The organism is Paenibacillus sp. P4_A7 (assembly GCF_056402455.1).
In genome coordinates this window covers 11,576-27,594 of the sequence record NZ_JBFUHJ010000005.1, presented here as the reverse complement: position 1 = coordinate 27,594, position 16,019 = coordinate 11,576, and the positions used below count along the sequence as shown (strand labels likewise).

The window sequence follows — 16,019 nt, the reverse complement described above, 5'->3', positions numbered from 1 at the left end:
GCGAATGACAACTGCTAGTGTAAACAAGACATCGACGGGGGCTGGAACGAAACGCCGGTTTAAGATTTGGATGATGTTCATTGTGCTTTTTATGGGTTGGGCGGCGTATACAATCTTCGGCCAGATGCAGCAGAGCAGCGCAACAAACAACAAGCTGTCTGTCCTACAAAAGCAAGTGGATAGCTCTACAAGTGATAGCAACGCGCTTAAACAGCATATTGAACGGCTAAACGATCCCGAATATATTGCTCAGCTAGCCACCAAAGAGCTAGGCATGGTGAAGAAGGGCGAGCAACAAATATTTACGGATTAAATAGAGGCTTTAAAACGGGTGAACGTCTGTTGACCTTACTTCAACCGTTCGGTTATAATCACGTTAGTAGCGGTTTCGCAAAACTTTGGGTTTATACTTAGAATATAGCGATTGTTTCATATTTCAAGTATGAGCTTCCTATTTTAGTTTTGTTACGCAAAACAAGGTTTAGGCTTACGATGAAAGATTTGCAATGCAAATCATTTAGGGAGGAACATTTTATTTTATGGCAATTGAAGTGGGCGCGAAGTTAGAGGGAAAAGTGACAGGAATTACGCATTTCGGGGCATTTGTCGACTTGTCGGGAGGTGTCACAGGTCTTGTTCACATTTCGGAAATCGCTGATAATTACGTCAAAGACGTGAAGGATCACCTGAAAATCGACGATGTCGTAAAAGTAAAAGTGATCAACGTGGACAAAGACGGAAAGATCGGGCTTTCCATTAAGCAAGCCATTGACCGGCCGGAAGGCCAACCAGCGCCACAACAACGCGAGCGTCATAGCGGCGGAGGCGGAGGAAGCACTGGCGGTAGTGGTGGCGGAGAACGTTTCAATCGTGGAGGCAATGGTGGCGGCGGTGGCGGTGGCGGCGGCGGACGTCCCTTCAACAAGCAATCGGCTGGCAGACCGGCTTACGGTAAACCGTCATTCGAGGATAAAGTGTCACGCTTCCTGAAAGACAGCGAAGAACGCATCTCTACTCTGAAGAAAAATACAGAGGGCAAACGCGGCGGACGCGGAGCCAAGCGAGTTTAAGCTGAATCGTCATATTTTTATACATGAAGCAGAACCTATATGGTTCTGCTTTTTTTGCGTTTTTAGGATCAAATGATTTCAGAAGCCTTAGGTTCTGCTGTCGAAGAGGGATGCAGAACCTACAAAATAATTGCAGTTGAGCGGCGGTGGCAAAAGCTTACGGCTTCCTTGTCGTATTCACCAAAATACAAATGTTGGAAAAAATACTTTTCTCTCATCCTCCATCATTCCCGACAGGTTACAACGTTCATTCGTCAGCATAAGGAATGCGTGTAACACGGTTTTTGTTGAAGTTGTCTAGCGAAAAAGATTCAACGAAGGTTGATCAAACCCTTGCGGCGTATATGTTTGACTGCCCAGTGACAATGACTGCGTATGCCTTTATTTTTGTCGGAAAAAACTTTTTGACGTGTTACGTTAACTGACAAACTTCATAAGGACGACCTCCTATAATGAAAAACACATTACATTCGGAATGGTGGTGTCTATTAATGGACAAGGAAAATGCAGTTGTATTTCCAGGAGTGAAACGGACAAGCCTAGCGCAGTCAGTTATACAGAAGGGACGGGAATGGGCGGCAGCACGTCATTTCATTCAAGTTATTTTAGCCAAGAAATGGACGTTTTTACTTGTAGGAATGGCATTCCTACTGGGCAGAGCAGTCATACTGGAGTCACTTATGCCGTTTGCAATTGCTTATTTTGCAGTCATCTATTTTATGCGACGAGATATTTACCATTGGGTGGCGATTTCATTAGTCGCTGGGAGCTGGCTGGCGGCTGATCCTGCACCGATGTGGATTGCGATGGAAATTGCGGTGTTTTTCCTCTTTGTGCGGGGATTGGAAGCCTATGAGAGGGCAGAGCTATCGGTAGCCCCTATTATTGTATTTACAGCTACGTTGCTTGTTCAGTTGTTCAGTGTATTTATAGGAGATGTGCTTAGTTGGTACAACTTTATGCTCGTTGTTGTGGAGGCAGCGCTTGGGTTCGTGCTTACTCTCGTTTTTATACAGGCTATTCCGGTGCTGACCATGACCAAAAAATCAGCCACGCTCAAAAATGAGGAAATCATATGTTTAATGATTTTACTCGCTTCCGTTATGACGGGAGCAGTTGGATGGTTAGTCTATGGGCTGTCGGCAGAGCATGTGATGTCTCGCTACATGCTGCTGTTGTTTGCATTAGCAGGAGGTGCACCTTTAGGGGCTTCAGTCGGTGTAGTTGCCGGACTTATTCTAAGCTTGGCGGACTTCGGGGCCGTTGTTCAAATGAGCCTGCTTGCTTTTGCAGGACTGCTTGCCGGACTTCTTCGTGAAGGCGGTAAGATGGCTACAGCGTTCGGGATGCTGCTAGGTACATCAATCTTATCTATTTATGTGGGCAGTCAGGCTGATGTTATGAGCTCAACCTGGGAATCTGTTGCAGCAGCTACTCTACTTATGATGACGCCTCGCGGCATTATTCGTACCATATCCCGTTATGTGCCAGGTACCAATGAGCATGCGAAGTCGCAGCATGAGTATGCAAAGCGGGTGCGTGAGGTTACAGCGGACCGGGTCTCACAATACTCTGAAGTGTTTAAACAGCTGTCACGAAGCTTTGGCCAATTAACGAAAACGGTAACGGAGGTGAAGCGGGAAGATGAGATTAATCATTTTATGAATGCGGTTGCCGAGCGCAGCTGCGCTAGCTGTCATAGGCAAAATGCTTGCTGGGAGGACAAGTTCTTTCATACCTATAAAATGATGACGGATATGATGGAGGTGGTCGAGCAGGATCGCATTCCTACCTCGAAGGAAATACCACGGGCATGGTCTGCCCATTGCGTGAAATCGTCGCAGGTATTGATGGACATGCGTCAGCAATACGAGCTATATCAAAATAATATGCACTGGAAGAAGCAAATATACGACTCTCGTCAATTAGTTGCTGATCAGTTGCAAGGTGTATCACAGGTGATGGAGGATTTGGCCAAAGAAATTAAAAGGGAGGGGCAGACACTACATTTACAAGAGGAACAAATTAGAGAGGCGGTGGAAGGACTAGGTTTATCGATACAAGGCATTGACATAGTAAGTTTGGAGGAGGGGAATGTGGATATTGAGGTTTATCATACTTTTGGAAGGGGATATGACGAATGCCGTAAAATCATTGCACCGCTACTAAGCGATATATTAGGTGAGCATATTGCAGTGAAATCGGAGCATCCTCCAACGACAAGCGGTGAGCCGACATTAGTAGCCTTCTGCTCAGCGAAGCAGTATGAGATAGAGACTGGCATTGCGGGCGCTGCAAAAGGCGGCGATCTGTTGTCTGGAGACAGCTTTAGCATGGTTGAGCTCGGCAATGGAAAATATGCAGTAGCGATAAGTGACGGAATGGGCAATGGTGAGCGGGCGCGGCAGGAGAGCAGCGCAGCATTATCTATTTTGCAGCAGCTGCTGCAATCGGGAATGGACGAGAAGCTAGCGGTGAAATCGGTCAATTCGGTGCTGCTGCTAAGGTCCTCAGACGAAGTATTCGCTACTGTTGATTTAGCAATAGTAGATTTATATACAGCGCAAACGACGTTTATGAAGATCGGATCGACACCGAGCTTCATCAAACGCGGAAACGAGGTTATTTTGGTAAGCGCAAATAATTTGCCGATTGGGATTCTTCAAGATATTGATGTCGACTTTGTATCCATGCAGATGCAGCCGGGTGACACGCTTGTTATGATGAGCGATGGTATCTATGATGCCCCAGGTCATGCTGTAAACAAGGAGCTTTGGATGAAACGGATCATTAACGAGCTGAAGACAAATGATCCGCAGGAGATGGCAGACGCACTGCTGGAGATGGTTGTTCGTTATCATGAAGGGGAGATTATGGATGATATGACGGTGTTGGTTGCTCGCATTGATAAGCATTTACCGGAATGGGCCTCGTTCCGCTGGCCAGGGGTATCGCGCATGGAGCGTCCAAGGACGGTGAGTTAGCATCTTATTTAGCAATCTTTTGACAATAGAAATGTTTAAGGGAGGTATGATTACGGGGAAACGGGTTTGTTCTATGAAGAAAAGGGGAAGGTGCGATTTGAGCTCCTTCCTCTACGGTTACAATTACAGCTTACAGCTGCTTCTAGCAAAACAAGTTGCACTTACAAGTACTGTAACAACAACCTCGACAGCCGAGCCTATTCAAGCAACACAACACCCCCGGCATCAGATGCCTCTGCAAGTATTGTACGCACAACCCCAACCCTTTACCGCCGACAATCTCTCTAGGAATGAAGCCATGCGACGATTTAGTGAAGCAGATCTTACTACTTCAAATGGATTGCATCACGTCGTTTGCTAGAGTGAGATAAACCTCTATACCCGTGAGGTTGTCTCCATCCTAATATTCATCTATTACATAAAGCTTGTCGATAAAATACATAGAGAAGTGTTTTAAAAGAACTTTTTGCTAGTCTAGCTGTTTAACCCTCCCAAAAAAGGAAAAGCTGATAGAAAGGCTTGCTCTAAGCCTTTGCTTTGGAAACTTATGTTTGTTGTACGAACATGAAGCTTTGCTTTCGAAGCTTTGTTTGTTACACAAACAGCCAGGGAGGGTAAATAGCTATGAAACAAATATTATTAATAACAGATGGTTGCTCAAATGTTGGACTCAGTCCCATTGTGGCTGCTGCGCATGCAAATTCAGAAGGTATTTCTGTTAACGTAGTAGGTGTTCTTGATCATGGAGATGTGGGTGAGCTAGGTGCGAACGAAATTGAAGAGATCGCGCGCGCAGGAGGCGGCTTAAGCAGATTGGTTAATGTGCGGCAGCTCTCACAGACTGTGCAGATGATGACAAGAAAGACGGTCGTTCAGACCATCCAACTTGCTGTACAGAAGGAATTGAAGCAGGTGCTTGGCAATGGTTCAATTGAAGCGCTGCCGCCGCAGAAGCGTGGCGAGGTTGTTCGGGTAATTGATGAGCTTGGCGAGACATCCAGTTTGCAGGTCGCTCTTCTGATAGACGCAAGTGCTAGTATGAAGCCTAAGCTTCCAGCCGTGGAAGAAGCCATACGTGATCTTATGCTCAGTCTGCAATCGCGGCAGGGGAAGAGTGAAATTTCAGTTTTTCATTTTCCGGCTTCGAGAAATGGTGACGATTGCGTAATGGATATGGGATGGACGGATCACTTAAACGGTGTTCATGCTATTTTGCCAAAGCTGCAGATGGGCGGTACGACACCTACGGGACCTGCTATAATGAAGGTCATTGATTATTATCGACCGAATGATTATGGTAGACAGAGAAGAGATGAAACGGATGGGATGATGAGTGACTACGTCGTTTAAGGTTGATCTTCGCCGAGGTATGGTGGTGACCGGCAAATGGAAGCAAGGAAGGTATCGCATAGAACGCTTGCTGGGAGAAGGCGCAAACGGTAAAGTATATCTCGTACAGCGTGACCGTAATTGGTTTGCGCTTAAGGTTGGGTCTGATGCCATCGATCTGCAATCAGAGATTAATGTTCTGCAGTCTATCGCTTCGCAGAAGCAGCAAGGGCAGGAGCCTTTCTTGTTTGACGTGGATGACTTGTACGGATCGGATGGTCGAGAATATCCGTTCTATATTATGCGTTATGTGCTTGGCACGACATTGTCTGTATACTTAAAGCAACAGGGCTCCGAGTGGTTCCCTCTCGTTGGTCTTAATTTACTCGTCAAGCTGTCTAGGCTGCATCAAGCAGGCTGGGTGTTCGGTGATTTAAAGGTTGAAAATGTACTGGTTGGTGATTATGGCCACGTTGAGCTGGTTGACTTCGGCGGTGTGACTGCGGCGGGCAAGGGTATCCGGCAATTTACTGAAATCTATGATAGAGGCTATTGGAATGGTGGGACACGGTCAGCAGATGCGAAATATGACCTTTTCTCCTTTGGAGTCCTTTGTATTCAACTGCACGAGGAGAAGAAGCTCCATCAACTTACACTTGAGATGCTGCCGCAGAATCGTTCTGCTGCAGAGCTTATGCAAATCGTTCATAACAGCCCGAAGCTAAAGCCTATTGCCGGTTGGTTAAACAAAGCGTTTGCAGGTCAGTTCGCGGATGCGGGTGAGGGAGCAGCGGCATGGAGAATGCTGATGCACAGAAGCGATACGCATAGATCTGCGAGAATACCTGCATGGCTTAAAGGACTAGCTGTCGCATCAGCAATTTTGCTTGCGACATCAGTCTATTGGCTATTACGGAATATGTTGTAATAGCGATAGGATAGATGGAGGTGAAGATACATATGATTTTACGAAACGAGCTTGTGAGGGCTGCAGAAGAGCGTGGTTTATGGGCAAATGGAGACCGCATAGTCGTGGCTGTCTCCGGTGGGCCGGATTCAATGGCACTTCTGCATATGCTATCTTCCCTAGCACAAAGCAGCAGCTTAACAATTATTGCGGCACATGTGAATCATGGCTTCCGCCCAGAGGCGTCAGCAAAGGAGCTAGAGGTCGTTAGAGCCTATGCGGAGCAGTTAAAGGTAACTTGCGAGACCATTACACTAGATCTACCAAGCTATATAGAAGAAACGGGACTAAATGGACAGGTTGCAGCGCGTGAGAAGCGTTACGCTTTTTTACATGAGGTAGCCGAGCGACATGGTGCATCGCGTATCGCACTTGCCCATCACGGGGACGATCAATCGGAGACTGTACTTATGCGTGTCATTCGCGGAACAGGGCTAACAGGGCTTGCTGGCATTCTTAGTAAACGTCGTGAAAAAAACGTGGAACTTATTAGGCCGATGCTTCGTATGAACAAGTCAGACATCCTACGCTACTGCGAAGAACAAGAAGTACCCTATTGTTTGGATGGCAGCAACAAGGAACGCTATTACTTCCGAAATGTCATCCGGCTAGATATTTTGCCTTATTTATCTCAGTTTAACCCACAGCTGCCTCAATCGTTACAGCGGCTTGCTGAAGTGGCCGGCGCAGAGGATGATTGGATGGAGAAACAAACAGAAGCGTTATTCGCTCGGCTTGTTTCTAGATCCCCTGAAGAATGCGCTTTAAGCTGCAACGATTTAAGCGGTCTCCATGTCGCTTTACAAAGGAGATTGATTAAACTAATATTAAGTTATCTTTCTAAGGAAACGGAAAACATATCCTTCGAACAGATCGAGACGATGCGACTTGCTGCTTCGGATCAAGCGCCTGCTACATGGCGAATCGATGCAGGTGCCGGTGTTCGCTGCGCTCGTGAATATGATGTAATGCGATGGTTAACGGTATCGCCTAACACATTGAACGATGCAAGCGGCTTTTTTTGCGAAGTAGGAAGAGATGATGCCAGCTTGACGATAGAGTCGATTAGCTGGGATTTTTTGCTAGGCTATTCGTCTGCAAATCATAGTCATAGGCCTGCTTCTCGTTACGAAGCTTACTTCGATGCTGCACAGCTTACGTATCCACTCATCGTGCGGAATCGACTTCCGGGTGACAGAATTCAAGTTTTAGGATTAAATGGCTCGAAAAAAGTGCAAGATATGTTCGTTGACGAGAAGATTGCCCCTTCGGAGCGTGAGCTATATCCGCTGCTATTTGATTCCGCCGGACGTTTGCTCTGGATTCCTGGCATTCGTAGGTCAAGTCATGCGCTCACCGATTCACAAACAAAAGACGTATTGTTCATCCGGGCGAACAACGAATAAGTAGCACTGTTACACTCATAAACATAGTTAAGGCGTAGGGGGATTTATACATTGCAGAATGACATTCTAGAAGTGCTGTATGATGAAGAACAGATTCGAACAAAGGTTAAGGAGCTTGGCGAAATGCTGAGCCAGGATTTTGGTGGACGTAATCCGCTCGTTATTTGCGTTCTAAAAGGCGCGTTTATTTTTATGGCTGACCTGGTTAAAGAAATTACAGTGCCGCTCGAGATCGACTTTATGGCGGTATCCAGCTACGGGCAGTCAACTAAATCGTCAGGTGTTGTCAAAATCATTAAAGACCTCGATGTATCCGTTGAAGGCCGTGATGTTCTAATTGTCGAGGATATTATCGACAGCGGGCTAACACTTAGCTACTTGATCGATGTGCTTGAGCGCCGTAATGCAAAGTCAGTTACTGTCGTTACGTTGTTTGATAAACCAGGCCGTCGCACGGTAGATCTGGAAGCTGATTATAAAGGCTTTACTTTACCAGACGAATTTGTTGTAGGCTATGGTCTAGATTATGCGGAGAAATATCGTAATCTTCCATATATTGGTATTTTGAAGCCGGAAGTATACGAGAAGTAAGGGAATGACAGTCATTTTTAGGCGATTTACCCGTACATGCCCCTTCACCTGACACCTCTATTGTTATGGGAAGTCATGCTATGGTAAAATATTTAAAGTGTCTGAGAGGAGGTTGGGGATGAATCGGATCATCCGTAATACTGGTTTTTATTTAATTATCTTTTTGGTGACCGTTGGGATCTTTCAATTTATCAGCAGCCAAAATAAAGCTACTGTAGGTTTGCGTTATGATGAGCTTCGCACTGCCATTGAATCAGGCAATGTTGCAGAAATGAGTGTGAAGTTTGATAACCAAACTTATTTTGTTACTGGTAAATATAAACAAAAGCCTGCTGACGCGGAAAGCGATGAATTCGTATCTCGAATTGGCGTTAAGGCGGAAGAGAAAATTCTCGATTGGCAGGAGCAATACGGCTTTAAATTAGAAAATAAGAAAATGGATACGCCAAGTATTTGGCTTACATTCCTTACTTCTATTATTCCGTTCATCATCATTCTTGTCCTATTCTTCTTCTTGATGAATCAGGCTCAAGGTGGCGGCGGTAAAGTCATGAATTTCGGCAAGAGCAAAGCGCGGCTTTACGATAACGAGAAGAAGCGGATTACTTTTGAAGATGTGGCAGGGGCAGACGAGGAGAAGCAAGAGCTCGTTGAGGTTGTCGACTTCTTGAAAGACCCGCGTAAGTTCAATCTTGTTGGCGCGCGCATACCAAAAGGGGTTCTGTTAGTCGGTCCTCCAGGTACAGGTAAGACATTGCTTGCACGTGCTGTAGCAGGTGAAGCGGGCGTACCTTTCTTCAGTATTTCCGGTTCGGATTTCGTGGAAATGTTCGTTGGTGTCGGTGCTTCCCGTGTACGTGATTTGTTCGAGAATGCAAAGAAAAATGCACCTTGTATCATATTTATTGATGAGATTGATGCTGTAGGTCGTCAGCGTGGCGCAGGTCTTGGCGGCGGTCATGATGAGCGTGAACAGACGCTTAACCAATTGCTCGTTGAGATGGATGGATTTGGCGCTAACGAAGGAATCATTATTATTGCTGCAACAAACCGTCCAGACATTCTGGATCCAGCACTTCTACGTCCAGGCCGTTTTGACCGTCAAATTACGGTTGACCGTCCAGATGTGAAAGGCCGTGAAGCGGTTCTGAACGTTCATTCACGCAACAAACCTTTTACAAGTGACGTTAAGTTGGATATCATTGCGAAGCGTACCACTGGATTTAGTGGAGCAGACCTTGAGAACTTGCTGAATGAAGCAGCTCTACTTGCTGCACGTCGCAATAAGAAAGAAATTGCAATGGTAGAGATTGATGATGCGATTGACCGTATCATTGTCGGTACGGAGAAGAAAAGCCGTGTCGTTAGTGATCGTGAGAAACGGATCGTCGCTTATCATGAAGCAGGACATACAATTGCTGGCTTCTTCCTTGAACATGCAGATATGGTTCACAAAGTAACGATCATTCCACGTGGTCGCGCTGGCGGTTACGTCATCATGCTTCCAAAAGAAGATCGTATGCTTGTTACAAAACAAGAGTTGCTTGATAAGATTACTGGATTGCTGGCTGGTCGTGTTGCGGAAGAACTGTTTATCGGGGAAATCGGAACGGGTGCTTACAGTGACTTTAAACAAGCGACAGGTATTGTACGCAGTATGATTATGGAATACGGTATGAGTGACAAGCTTGGACCGATGCAGTTCGGCAGCAGCTCACAAAGCCAAGTATTCCTTGGCCGCGATATCGGGCATGAGCAGAACTATTCTGATTCAATTGCTTACGAGATCGATCAAGAGATGCAGAACATCACGAATGCTTGCTACGATCGCGCTAAAAAGCTATTGACAGAGAAGAGCAAGGAAATGCATATCATTGCACAGACATTGCTTACTGTTGAAACGCTTGAGATGGAGCAAATTAAGCGTCTGATCGAAACTGGTTCACTTGATGGTGATGGTGGAGCTTCTTCAGATAGTGATGTATCCGTACCTACAACAGAGCCAATTATTGAGACAATTGGCGATGTAACAGTACGTATTCAATCCCATGACGAAGATGAGGTTAAGGGTGTTAGCTTAGAGAAGAAGCAAAATAACCCRGATGATTCGGATAAAAGCTCTTAAGTTACTATGTGTTTAACCAAAAGTCGGTTTACTACTTTTCTTGAGTAGTAGGCCGACTTTTTTTCTTTATTAATGTTCGATTTTAGCCTATAATACAGTTGTAAACCTGTAGTAAATAAAGAAAATGCTAGCATGAGATTTTCCGAAACAGCCCGAATTAGAAATTGGCTTTATAAAAAGGCGTTTAATGGATTGACAGCACCTTCTACCACGTGTAAATTAAATCTTAATCCATTAAAATTATCAATTATCCCTTTTGCTTTAATTTATAAGCGAGCGACTTTCATAGTTTGTGCATCAATTCACAAAGTCTACTTGCACGATCATGGAATGGGCTAACCCCCATCCCTCACAAGAGGAGAGGATCTACTGTGGAAGCACTGGCACTGGAACGCAAAGCGGAACAAAACCGCGAGTTGCGTGAGCGGTTGTTACAGTTAAAGAAAGAAAAAAACGCCATTATTTTAGCCCATTATTATCAACGAGACGAAATTCAAGAGGTTGCTGATTTTCGCGGAGACTCTTTTCTATTAGCCCAGAAAGCGGCGGAAACAGATGCAGAAGTGATTGTTTTTTGCGGCGTACATTTCATGGGTGAAAGCGCGAAAATTTTGGCGCCTAACAAGACAGTTATTATCCCAGATGAACGTGCGGGATGCCCAATGGCAGACATGGTTAGTGTGGATGGTTTGCGTAAGCTTAAGGCACAGCATCCGAATGCTAAGGTAGTTACCTATATCAACTCTTCTGCTGAAATTAAAGCAGAGACAGACATTTGCTGTACCTCTGCGAATGCGGTTAAGGTAGTGAATTCAGTTGAAGGCGATGAGGTCATCTGGGTCCCAGACAAAAACCTTGGCCATTATGTGCAGCAGAATACAGATAAGAAAATGATTATCTGGGAAGGTTACTGCAACACGCATGATATGCTAACAGTTAAAGATGTAGAAGAAATGAAAGCCAAATATCCGAATGCGCAGTTTGTTGTACATCCTGAATGTCGTCCTGAGGTAGTTAAGCTTGGTGACTTCGTAGGCAGTACAACTGCTATCCTTAAATATTGTAAAGAATCTGATTGCCAAGAGTTTATAGTTGGAACTGAGGATGGAACTGGGTATCAATTGCGGTTAGACAGCCCAGGTAAGTCGTTCCACTTTGCATCTAAATATTTGGTTTGTCCCAACATGAAGGTGAACAATTTGAAGAAGCTCGTTAAATGTTTAGAGACGATGCAGCCGCAAATTTATGTTCCGCCTGCAGTTGCGGATCAGGCCCGTTTGTCCTTGGAGCGTATGCTGCTTGTTAAGTAGCATACGCTGTTCCTATGTTTGAAGGATTATAACGTAAACACTTGGAGGAGCCCTCTATGATTCCTAGATATTTAGTTGATGTACAGTTGAACGGGCTACCCGTTATCGAAAAAGACGTCATCGTTATAGGGGCCGGCATTGCCGGTCTTTTTACCGCTATACGGGCAAGTGAGAATAATTCGGTGCTTATGATTACAAAGAAATCATTGCTAGACAGCAATACACGATATGCACAAGGCGGAATTGCCGCCGTCATCTCTGAAGATGATTCTCCAGAATATCATCGCCAAGATACATTAATTGCTGGAGCAGGCTTATGCTCGAATGAAGCAGTTGATGTACTTGTCCATGAAGGACCGAGGGGCGTACGCAGTCTGATTAAGATGGGTACGCAATTTGATGTGGAGAATGATGGTGAGTATGCTTTGACGAAGGAAGGCGCCCATAGTCAGCGTCGTATTTTGCATGCCAATGGAGATGCAACAGGGTACGAGATCGTACGTGCACTATCAGAAAATGCGGTGTCCAATCCCAAAATTGAAGTATGGGATGATTCCTTTGTAATCGATCTAGTTACGCAAGATGACGAGTGCTGTGGGGTAATTGTGCAGAAGCCTAACGGACAGCGACTATTTGTCAAAGGAAAAGCGACTATATTATGCTCTGGCGGCGCGGGTCAATTGTATCGTTATACGACAAATCCTGAAGTAGCGACAGGCGATGGAATTGCTATGGCTTACCGTGCAGGTGCTTTCATTCAAGATGTAGAGTTTTTACAGTTCCATCCGACTTCTCTTTGTTATCCTGGAGCGCCGCGTTTTCTTATATCGGAAGCAGTGCGCGGAGAGGGTGCTGTACTTCGTAACATTAAGGGCGAGCGTTTTATGGATCGTTACCACGAGCAAATGGAGCTAGCTCCAAGAGATATTGTTGCTCGGGCTATCGTTAGTGAAATGGAAGCTACAAGATCTACTTTCGTCTATATCGATATTACAAATGAATCGCCAGATATGGTGAAGCATCGTTTTCCAACTATATATGAATACTGTTTAAAGTACGGATTGGATCTTACGTCGGATTGGATTCCAGTTGCGCCTGCCATGCATTATATGATGGGTGGAGTGAAAACCGATCTAAATGGGGAAACAAATATTAAGCGATTGTTTGCATGCGGTGAAGTATCATCAACCGGGGTGCATGGAGCGAATCGTTTGGCAAGCAACTCCCTATCTGAAGCCATTGTATTCGGCAGAAGAATTGTGAAACGTATTAATGAATTATCGGATCTACTTATTGAACCAGTTATTGAGAATGAATTAGAACGAATCAACACGCCTATGCAGGCGGTTGTAGAGCGACGGCTTAAGCTGCAGAAAATTATGGTTCGGTACGTTGGTCTTCGCCGTGATGCGAAAGGACTTGGCAAAGGTCTTGAAGAGCTTAAAAGGCAGCTTCCAATATTCCAGTCCATTCTAACGGAACGGGAAGATTACGAATTTGCTAATTTACTTACCTGTGCGATGCTGACTACAGAAGCAGCATTGCAACGGGAGGAAAGCCGCGGCGGACACTATCGTGAGGACTTTCCAGCGCGTGATGATGTAATGTGGAGAAAGCATACGGTATTGCACCGTCTATATGGACTGACGGAGGAGCGAATAGAAGATGTTTGAATGGACAACAGGCGGGTATGACGTTGCCGTACGTGATCAAATTCGCGGATGGCTATCTGAGGATGTAGGAAGCGGTGACATAACAACCGAGACAACGATTCCGAAGGGATCGCGATCGAAGGCTGTTATTCATGTGAAGGAAAGCGGCATAATTGCTGGAATACCTATCGCAAGGCTCGTATTTGAAGTGGTGGATTCATCGCTTATATTTGAAGCGAAAGTACAAGACGGAGACTATGTGGAGAAGGGCACGGTACTTGCCATTGTGGAGGGCAGCACTCATAGCTTATTAACCGGTGAGCGTCTGGCTCTAAATTTGATGCAAAGACTGTCAGGCATTGCGACTAAGACGCGTTCCTTTGTAGATGCACTTGATGGACTGCCTGTCAGACTTGTTGATACACGCAAAACGACACCGGGCCATCGTATGATGGAGAAGTATGCGGTGCGTGTCGGCGGTGGAGCCAATCATCGTTTTGGCTTGTACGATGCAGTAATGATTAAAGATAATCATATTAAGGGTGCAGGTTCTATAACAGCTGCTGTTGAGGCGGCGCGTCAAAAAATCCCCCATACCATGAAAATTGAAGTGGAGACCGAGTCTTTTGCACAGGTTGAAGAAGCTTTAGCATGCGGTGCTGACATCATCATGCTTGATAATATGAACACGGCAATGATGACGGAAGCAGTCGGTCGAATAAAAGCAAGGTCACCTCATGTCATTGTAGAGGCTTCAGGAGGAGTAACACTGAATACGGTATATGCAATTGCAGCTTGTGGCGTTGATGTTATTTCTATCGGCGGATTAACGTATTCCTTCCAAGCACTGGATATTAGCTTGGATTTGAATGCGAAGAAGGGCGGGGAGACGTTATGATCCTCGTTATTGATGTAGGGAATACGAATATCGTGCTTGGTATCTATAAAGGAAAAGAACTGCTTCATCATTGGCGTTTAAGTACGAATCGTTCTTCTACTGTAGATGAATATGGGATTAACTTTCATAACCTATTCCATTTTGCAGGTGTGAAGCTTGATCAGATTGATGGCGTTGTTATATCCTCCGTTGTCCCTCCACTTATGCGTACATTGGAGGAGCTGTGTCATAAGTACTTGCACAAGACACCATTAATAGTTGGACCAGGCGTGAAGACGGGTTTAAATATTCGTTATGAAAACCCGCGTGAGGTAGGCGCCGATCGAATCGTCAATTCCGTAGCAGGCATTGTGAAATACGGATCACCGTTAATTATCGTCGACTTTGGTACTGCCACCACATTTGATTACATAGATGAGGGCGGCAATTATTTGGGCGGTGCAATTGTGCCAGGAATTGGCATTTCGACAGAAGCTTTGTATCAACGCGCAGCTAAGCTTCCTCGTATAGAGCTAGTTAGACCAAAAAGTGTAATCGGTCGAAATCCGGTAACCTCTATGCAAGCAGGTATTATTTTTGGCTATGCAGGACAAGTTGACGGTATTGTAGGACGTATTCGTACAGAGTTCGGTGTTACACCGCGAGTTATAGCAACAGGTGGCTTTGCAGAGTTGATCGCTGCTGAATCAGAAACAATAGAAGAAGTAGATCCATTGCTGACGCTTGAAGGTCTACGTATTATATACGAACGTAATCAGGAGGGAATTTAATGGATAATCAGCTGAAGGACGTGCTTGTGCGAGGAACAGCATGGGGCGGTAAAATAAGAGTGTTCGCAGCTCGTACGACTCAGCTTGTAGAGGAACTTCGCCAGAGACATGGTACCTTCCCAACCGCAACGGCAGCGCTTGGAAGAACGCTGACAGCCGGTGCTATTATGGGAGCCATGCTTAAAGGGAGAGAGAAGATCACGATTCAGGTAAAGGGTGATGGTCCAATCGGCCAAATCGTCGTTGATGCAAATGCAGATGGCGAAGTACGCGGCTACGTAGACCATCCTGAGGTGCATTTGGCAAGCAATGCGCAGGGCAAGCTTGATGTGGCAGGAGCTGTCGGAAGAAGCGGTTATCTTCATATCAGCAAGGATTTGGGTATGAAAGAGCCCTATCGAGGTAGTGTTCCAATTGTTTCAGGAGAACTCGGAGAAGATTTTACGTATTATTTCGCAGTGTCTGAGCAAACGCCGTCTGCAATAGGACTAGGTGTGTTGGTAAATACGGATAATTCCGTCCTGCATGCAGGTGGATTCATTGTGCAATTGATGCCGGGTTTGACGGATGCGGAAATTACAAGACTGGAGCAGGCAGTAGCTTCAATGCCGCCAGTTACTTCACTGCTTGATAAAGGGGAATCCCCTGAGGATTTGCTTCGCTGGATTGTTGGAGACGGAGAATTAATTATTCATGATACGATGGACTTGAAGTTTCAATGTTTCTGTTCATCGGATCGAGTAGAGCAAACGCTTCTCAGTTTAGGTGAACATGAATTGCAGCAAATTATTGAAGAAGACGGAAAAGCGGAAGTCGTTTGCCAATTTTGCAACGAAGCATATACATTCGAACGGGCACAGCTGGGGCAATTGCTTGCTCAAGCTAAACCGAAGCCGATCCAATAATTGGAGGCATTA

13 protein-coding genes are annotated in these 16,019 nt (G+C 45.4%); all 13 read left to right on the top strand.

Annotated elements, in window-relative coordinates:
* Positions 1-4: 4 nt before the first annotated feature.
* Positions 5-313 carry an FtsB family cell division protein gene (locus tag AC1DWN_RS01475; RefSeq protein WP_477557174.1) on the top strand — a complete coding sequence of 103 codons (309 nt, stop codon included), beginning with the start codon at positions 5-7 and terminating at the stop codon, positions 311-313.
* A 226-nt stretch (positions 314-539) separates the two neighbouring features.
* Complete coding sequence (locus AC1DWN_RS01470) at positions 540-1,070, top strand: S1 domain-containing RNA-binding protein (protein ID WP_477557173.1); 531 nt, start codon at positions 540-542, stop codon at positions 1,068-1,070.
* Between the two features lie 491 nt (positions 1,071-1,561).
* Complete coding sequence (gene spoIIE / locus AC1DWN_RS01465; RefSeq protein ID WP_477557215.1) at positions 1,562-4,054, top strand: stage II sporulation protein E; 2,493 nt, start codon at positions 1,562-1,564, stop codon at positions 4,052-4,054.
* Positions 4,055-4,678: 624 nt separating this feature from the next.
* Positions 4,679-5,404, top strand: a complete 726-nt coding sequence (locus AC1DWN_RS01460; protein WP_477557172.1) for a vWA domain-containing protein — start codon at positions 4,679-4,681, stop codon at positions 5,402-5,404.
* The gene (locus AC1DWN_RS01455; RefSeq protein ID WP_477557171.1) at positions 5,388-6,311 is read left to right on the top strand and encodes a serine/threonine protein kinase; all 924 of its coding nucleotides are present in this window, start codon (positions 5,388-5,390) and stop codon (positions 6,309-6,311) included. The genes AC1DWN_RS01460 and AC1DWN_RS01455 overlap by 17 nt, the downstream gene beginning before the upstream one ends.
* Positions 6,312-6,343: 32 nt before the next feature.
* Positions 6,344-7,756 carry a tRNA lysidine(34) synthetase TilS gene (gene tilS, locus AC1DWN_RS01450; protein ID WP_477557170.1) on the top strand — a complete coding sequence of 471 codons (1,413 nt, stop codon included), beginning with the start codon at positions 6,344-6,346 and terminating at the stop codon, positions 7,754-7,756.
* Positions 7,757-7,807: 51 nt separating this feature from the next.
* Complete coding sequence (gene hpt, locus AC1DWN_RS01445) at positions 7,808-8,347, top strand: hypoxanthine phosphoribosyltransferase (RefSeq protein ID WP_477557169.1); 540 nt, start codon at positions 7,808-7,810, stop codon at positions 8,345-8,347.
* 118 nt (positions 8,348-8,465) lie between these two features.
* Complete coding sequence (gene ftsH / locus AC1DWN_RS01440; RefSeq protein ID WP_477557168.1) at positions 8,466-10,472, top strand: ATP-dependent zinc metalloprotease FtsH; 2,007 nt, start codon at positions 8,466-8,468, stop codon at positions 10,470-10,472.
* 371 nt (positions 10,473-10,843) lie between these two features.
* Positions 10,844-11,782 (top strand): quinolinate synthase NadA, encoded by a 939-nt coding sequence (gene nadA, locus AC1DWN_RS01435; RefSeq protein WP_477557167.1) that lies wholly within the window; start codon positions 10,844-10,846, stop codon positions 11,780-11,782.
* Between the two features lie 56 nt (positions 11,783-11,838).
* Positions 11,839-13,455, top strand: a complete 1,617-nt coding sequence (gene nadB / locus AC1DWN_RS01430; RefSeq protein WP_477557166.1) for an L-aspartate oxidase — start codon at positions 11,839-11,841, stop codon at positions 13,453-13,455.
* Positions 13,448-14,332 (top strand): carboxylating nicotinate-nucleotide diphosphorylase, encoded by an 885-nt coding sequence (gene nadC / locus AC1DWN_RS01425; RefSeq protein ID WP_477557165.1) that lies wholly within the window; start codon positions 13,448-13,450, stop codon positions 14,330-14,332. Before nadB ends, nadC begins: the two co-directional genes overlap by 8 nt.
* Positions 14,329-15,102, top strand: coding sequence for a type III pantothenate kinase (locus AC1DWN_RS01420; protein ID WP_477557164.1), 774 nt, complete (start codon positions 14,329-14,331; stop codon positions 15,100-15,102). The genes nadC and AC1DWN_RS01420 overlap by 4 nt, the downstream gene beginning before the upstream one ends.
* On the top strand, positions 15,102-16,007 hold the full coding sequence (hslO, locus tag AC1DWN_RS01415; RefSeq protein WP_477557163.1) for an Hsp33 family molecular chaperone HslO: 906 nt from the start codon (positions 15,102-15,104) through the stop codon (positions 16,005-16,007). Before AC1DWN_RS01420 ends, hslO begins: the two co-directional genes overlap by 1 nt.
* The last annotated feature ends 12 nt before the right edge of the window (positions 16,008-16,019 follow it).

Excerpts from the sequence above, each read along its gene's own strand:
- AC1DWN_RS01475 (WP_477557174.1), top strand. The coding sequence starts at position 5 with ATGACAACTGCTAGTGTAAACAAGACATCGACGGGGGCTGGAACGAAA.
- AC1DWN_RS01470 (WP_477557173.1), top strand. The coding sequence starts at position 540 with ATGGCAATTGAAGTGGGCGCGAAGTTAGAGGGAAAAGTGACAGGAATT.
- spoIIE (WP_477557215.1), top strand. The coding sequence starts at position 1,562 with ATGGACAAGGAAAATGCAGTTGTATTTCCAGGAGTGAAACGGACAAGC.
- AC1DWN_RS01460 (WP_477557172.1), top strand. The coding sequence starts at position 4,679 with ATGAAACAAATATTATTAATAACAGATGGTTGCTCAAATGTTGGACTC.
- tilS (WP_477557170.1), top strand. The coding sequence starts at position 6,344 with ATGATTTTACGAAACGAGCTTGTGAGGGCTGCAGAAGAGCGTGGTTTA.
- nadB (WP_477557166.1), top strand. The coding sequence starts at position 11,839 with ATGATTCCTAGATATTTAGTTGATGTACAGTTGAACGGGCTACCCGTT.
- nadC (WP_477557165.1), top strand. The coding sequence starts at position 13,448 with ATGTTTGAATGGACAACAGGCGGGTATGACGTTGCCGTACGTGATCAA.
- AC1DWN_RS01420 (WP_477557164.1), top strand. The coding sequence starts at position 14,329 with ATGATCCTCGTTATTGATGTAGGGAATACGAATATCGTGCTTGGTATC.
- hslO (WP_477557163.1), top strand. The coding sequence starts at position 15,102 with ATGGATAATCAGCTGAAGGACGTGCTTGTGCGAGGAACAGCATGGGGC.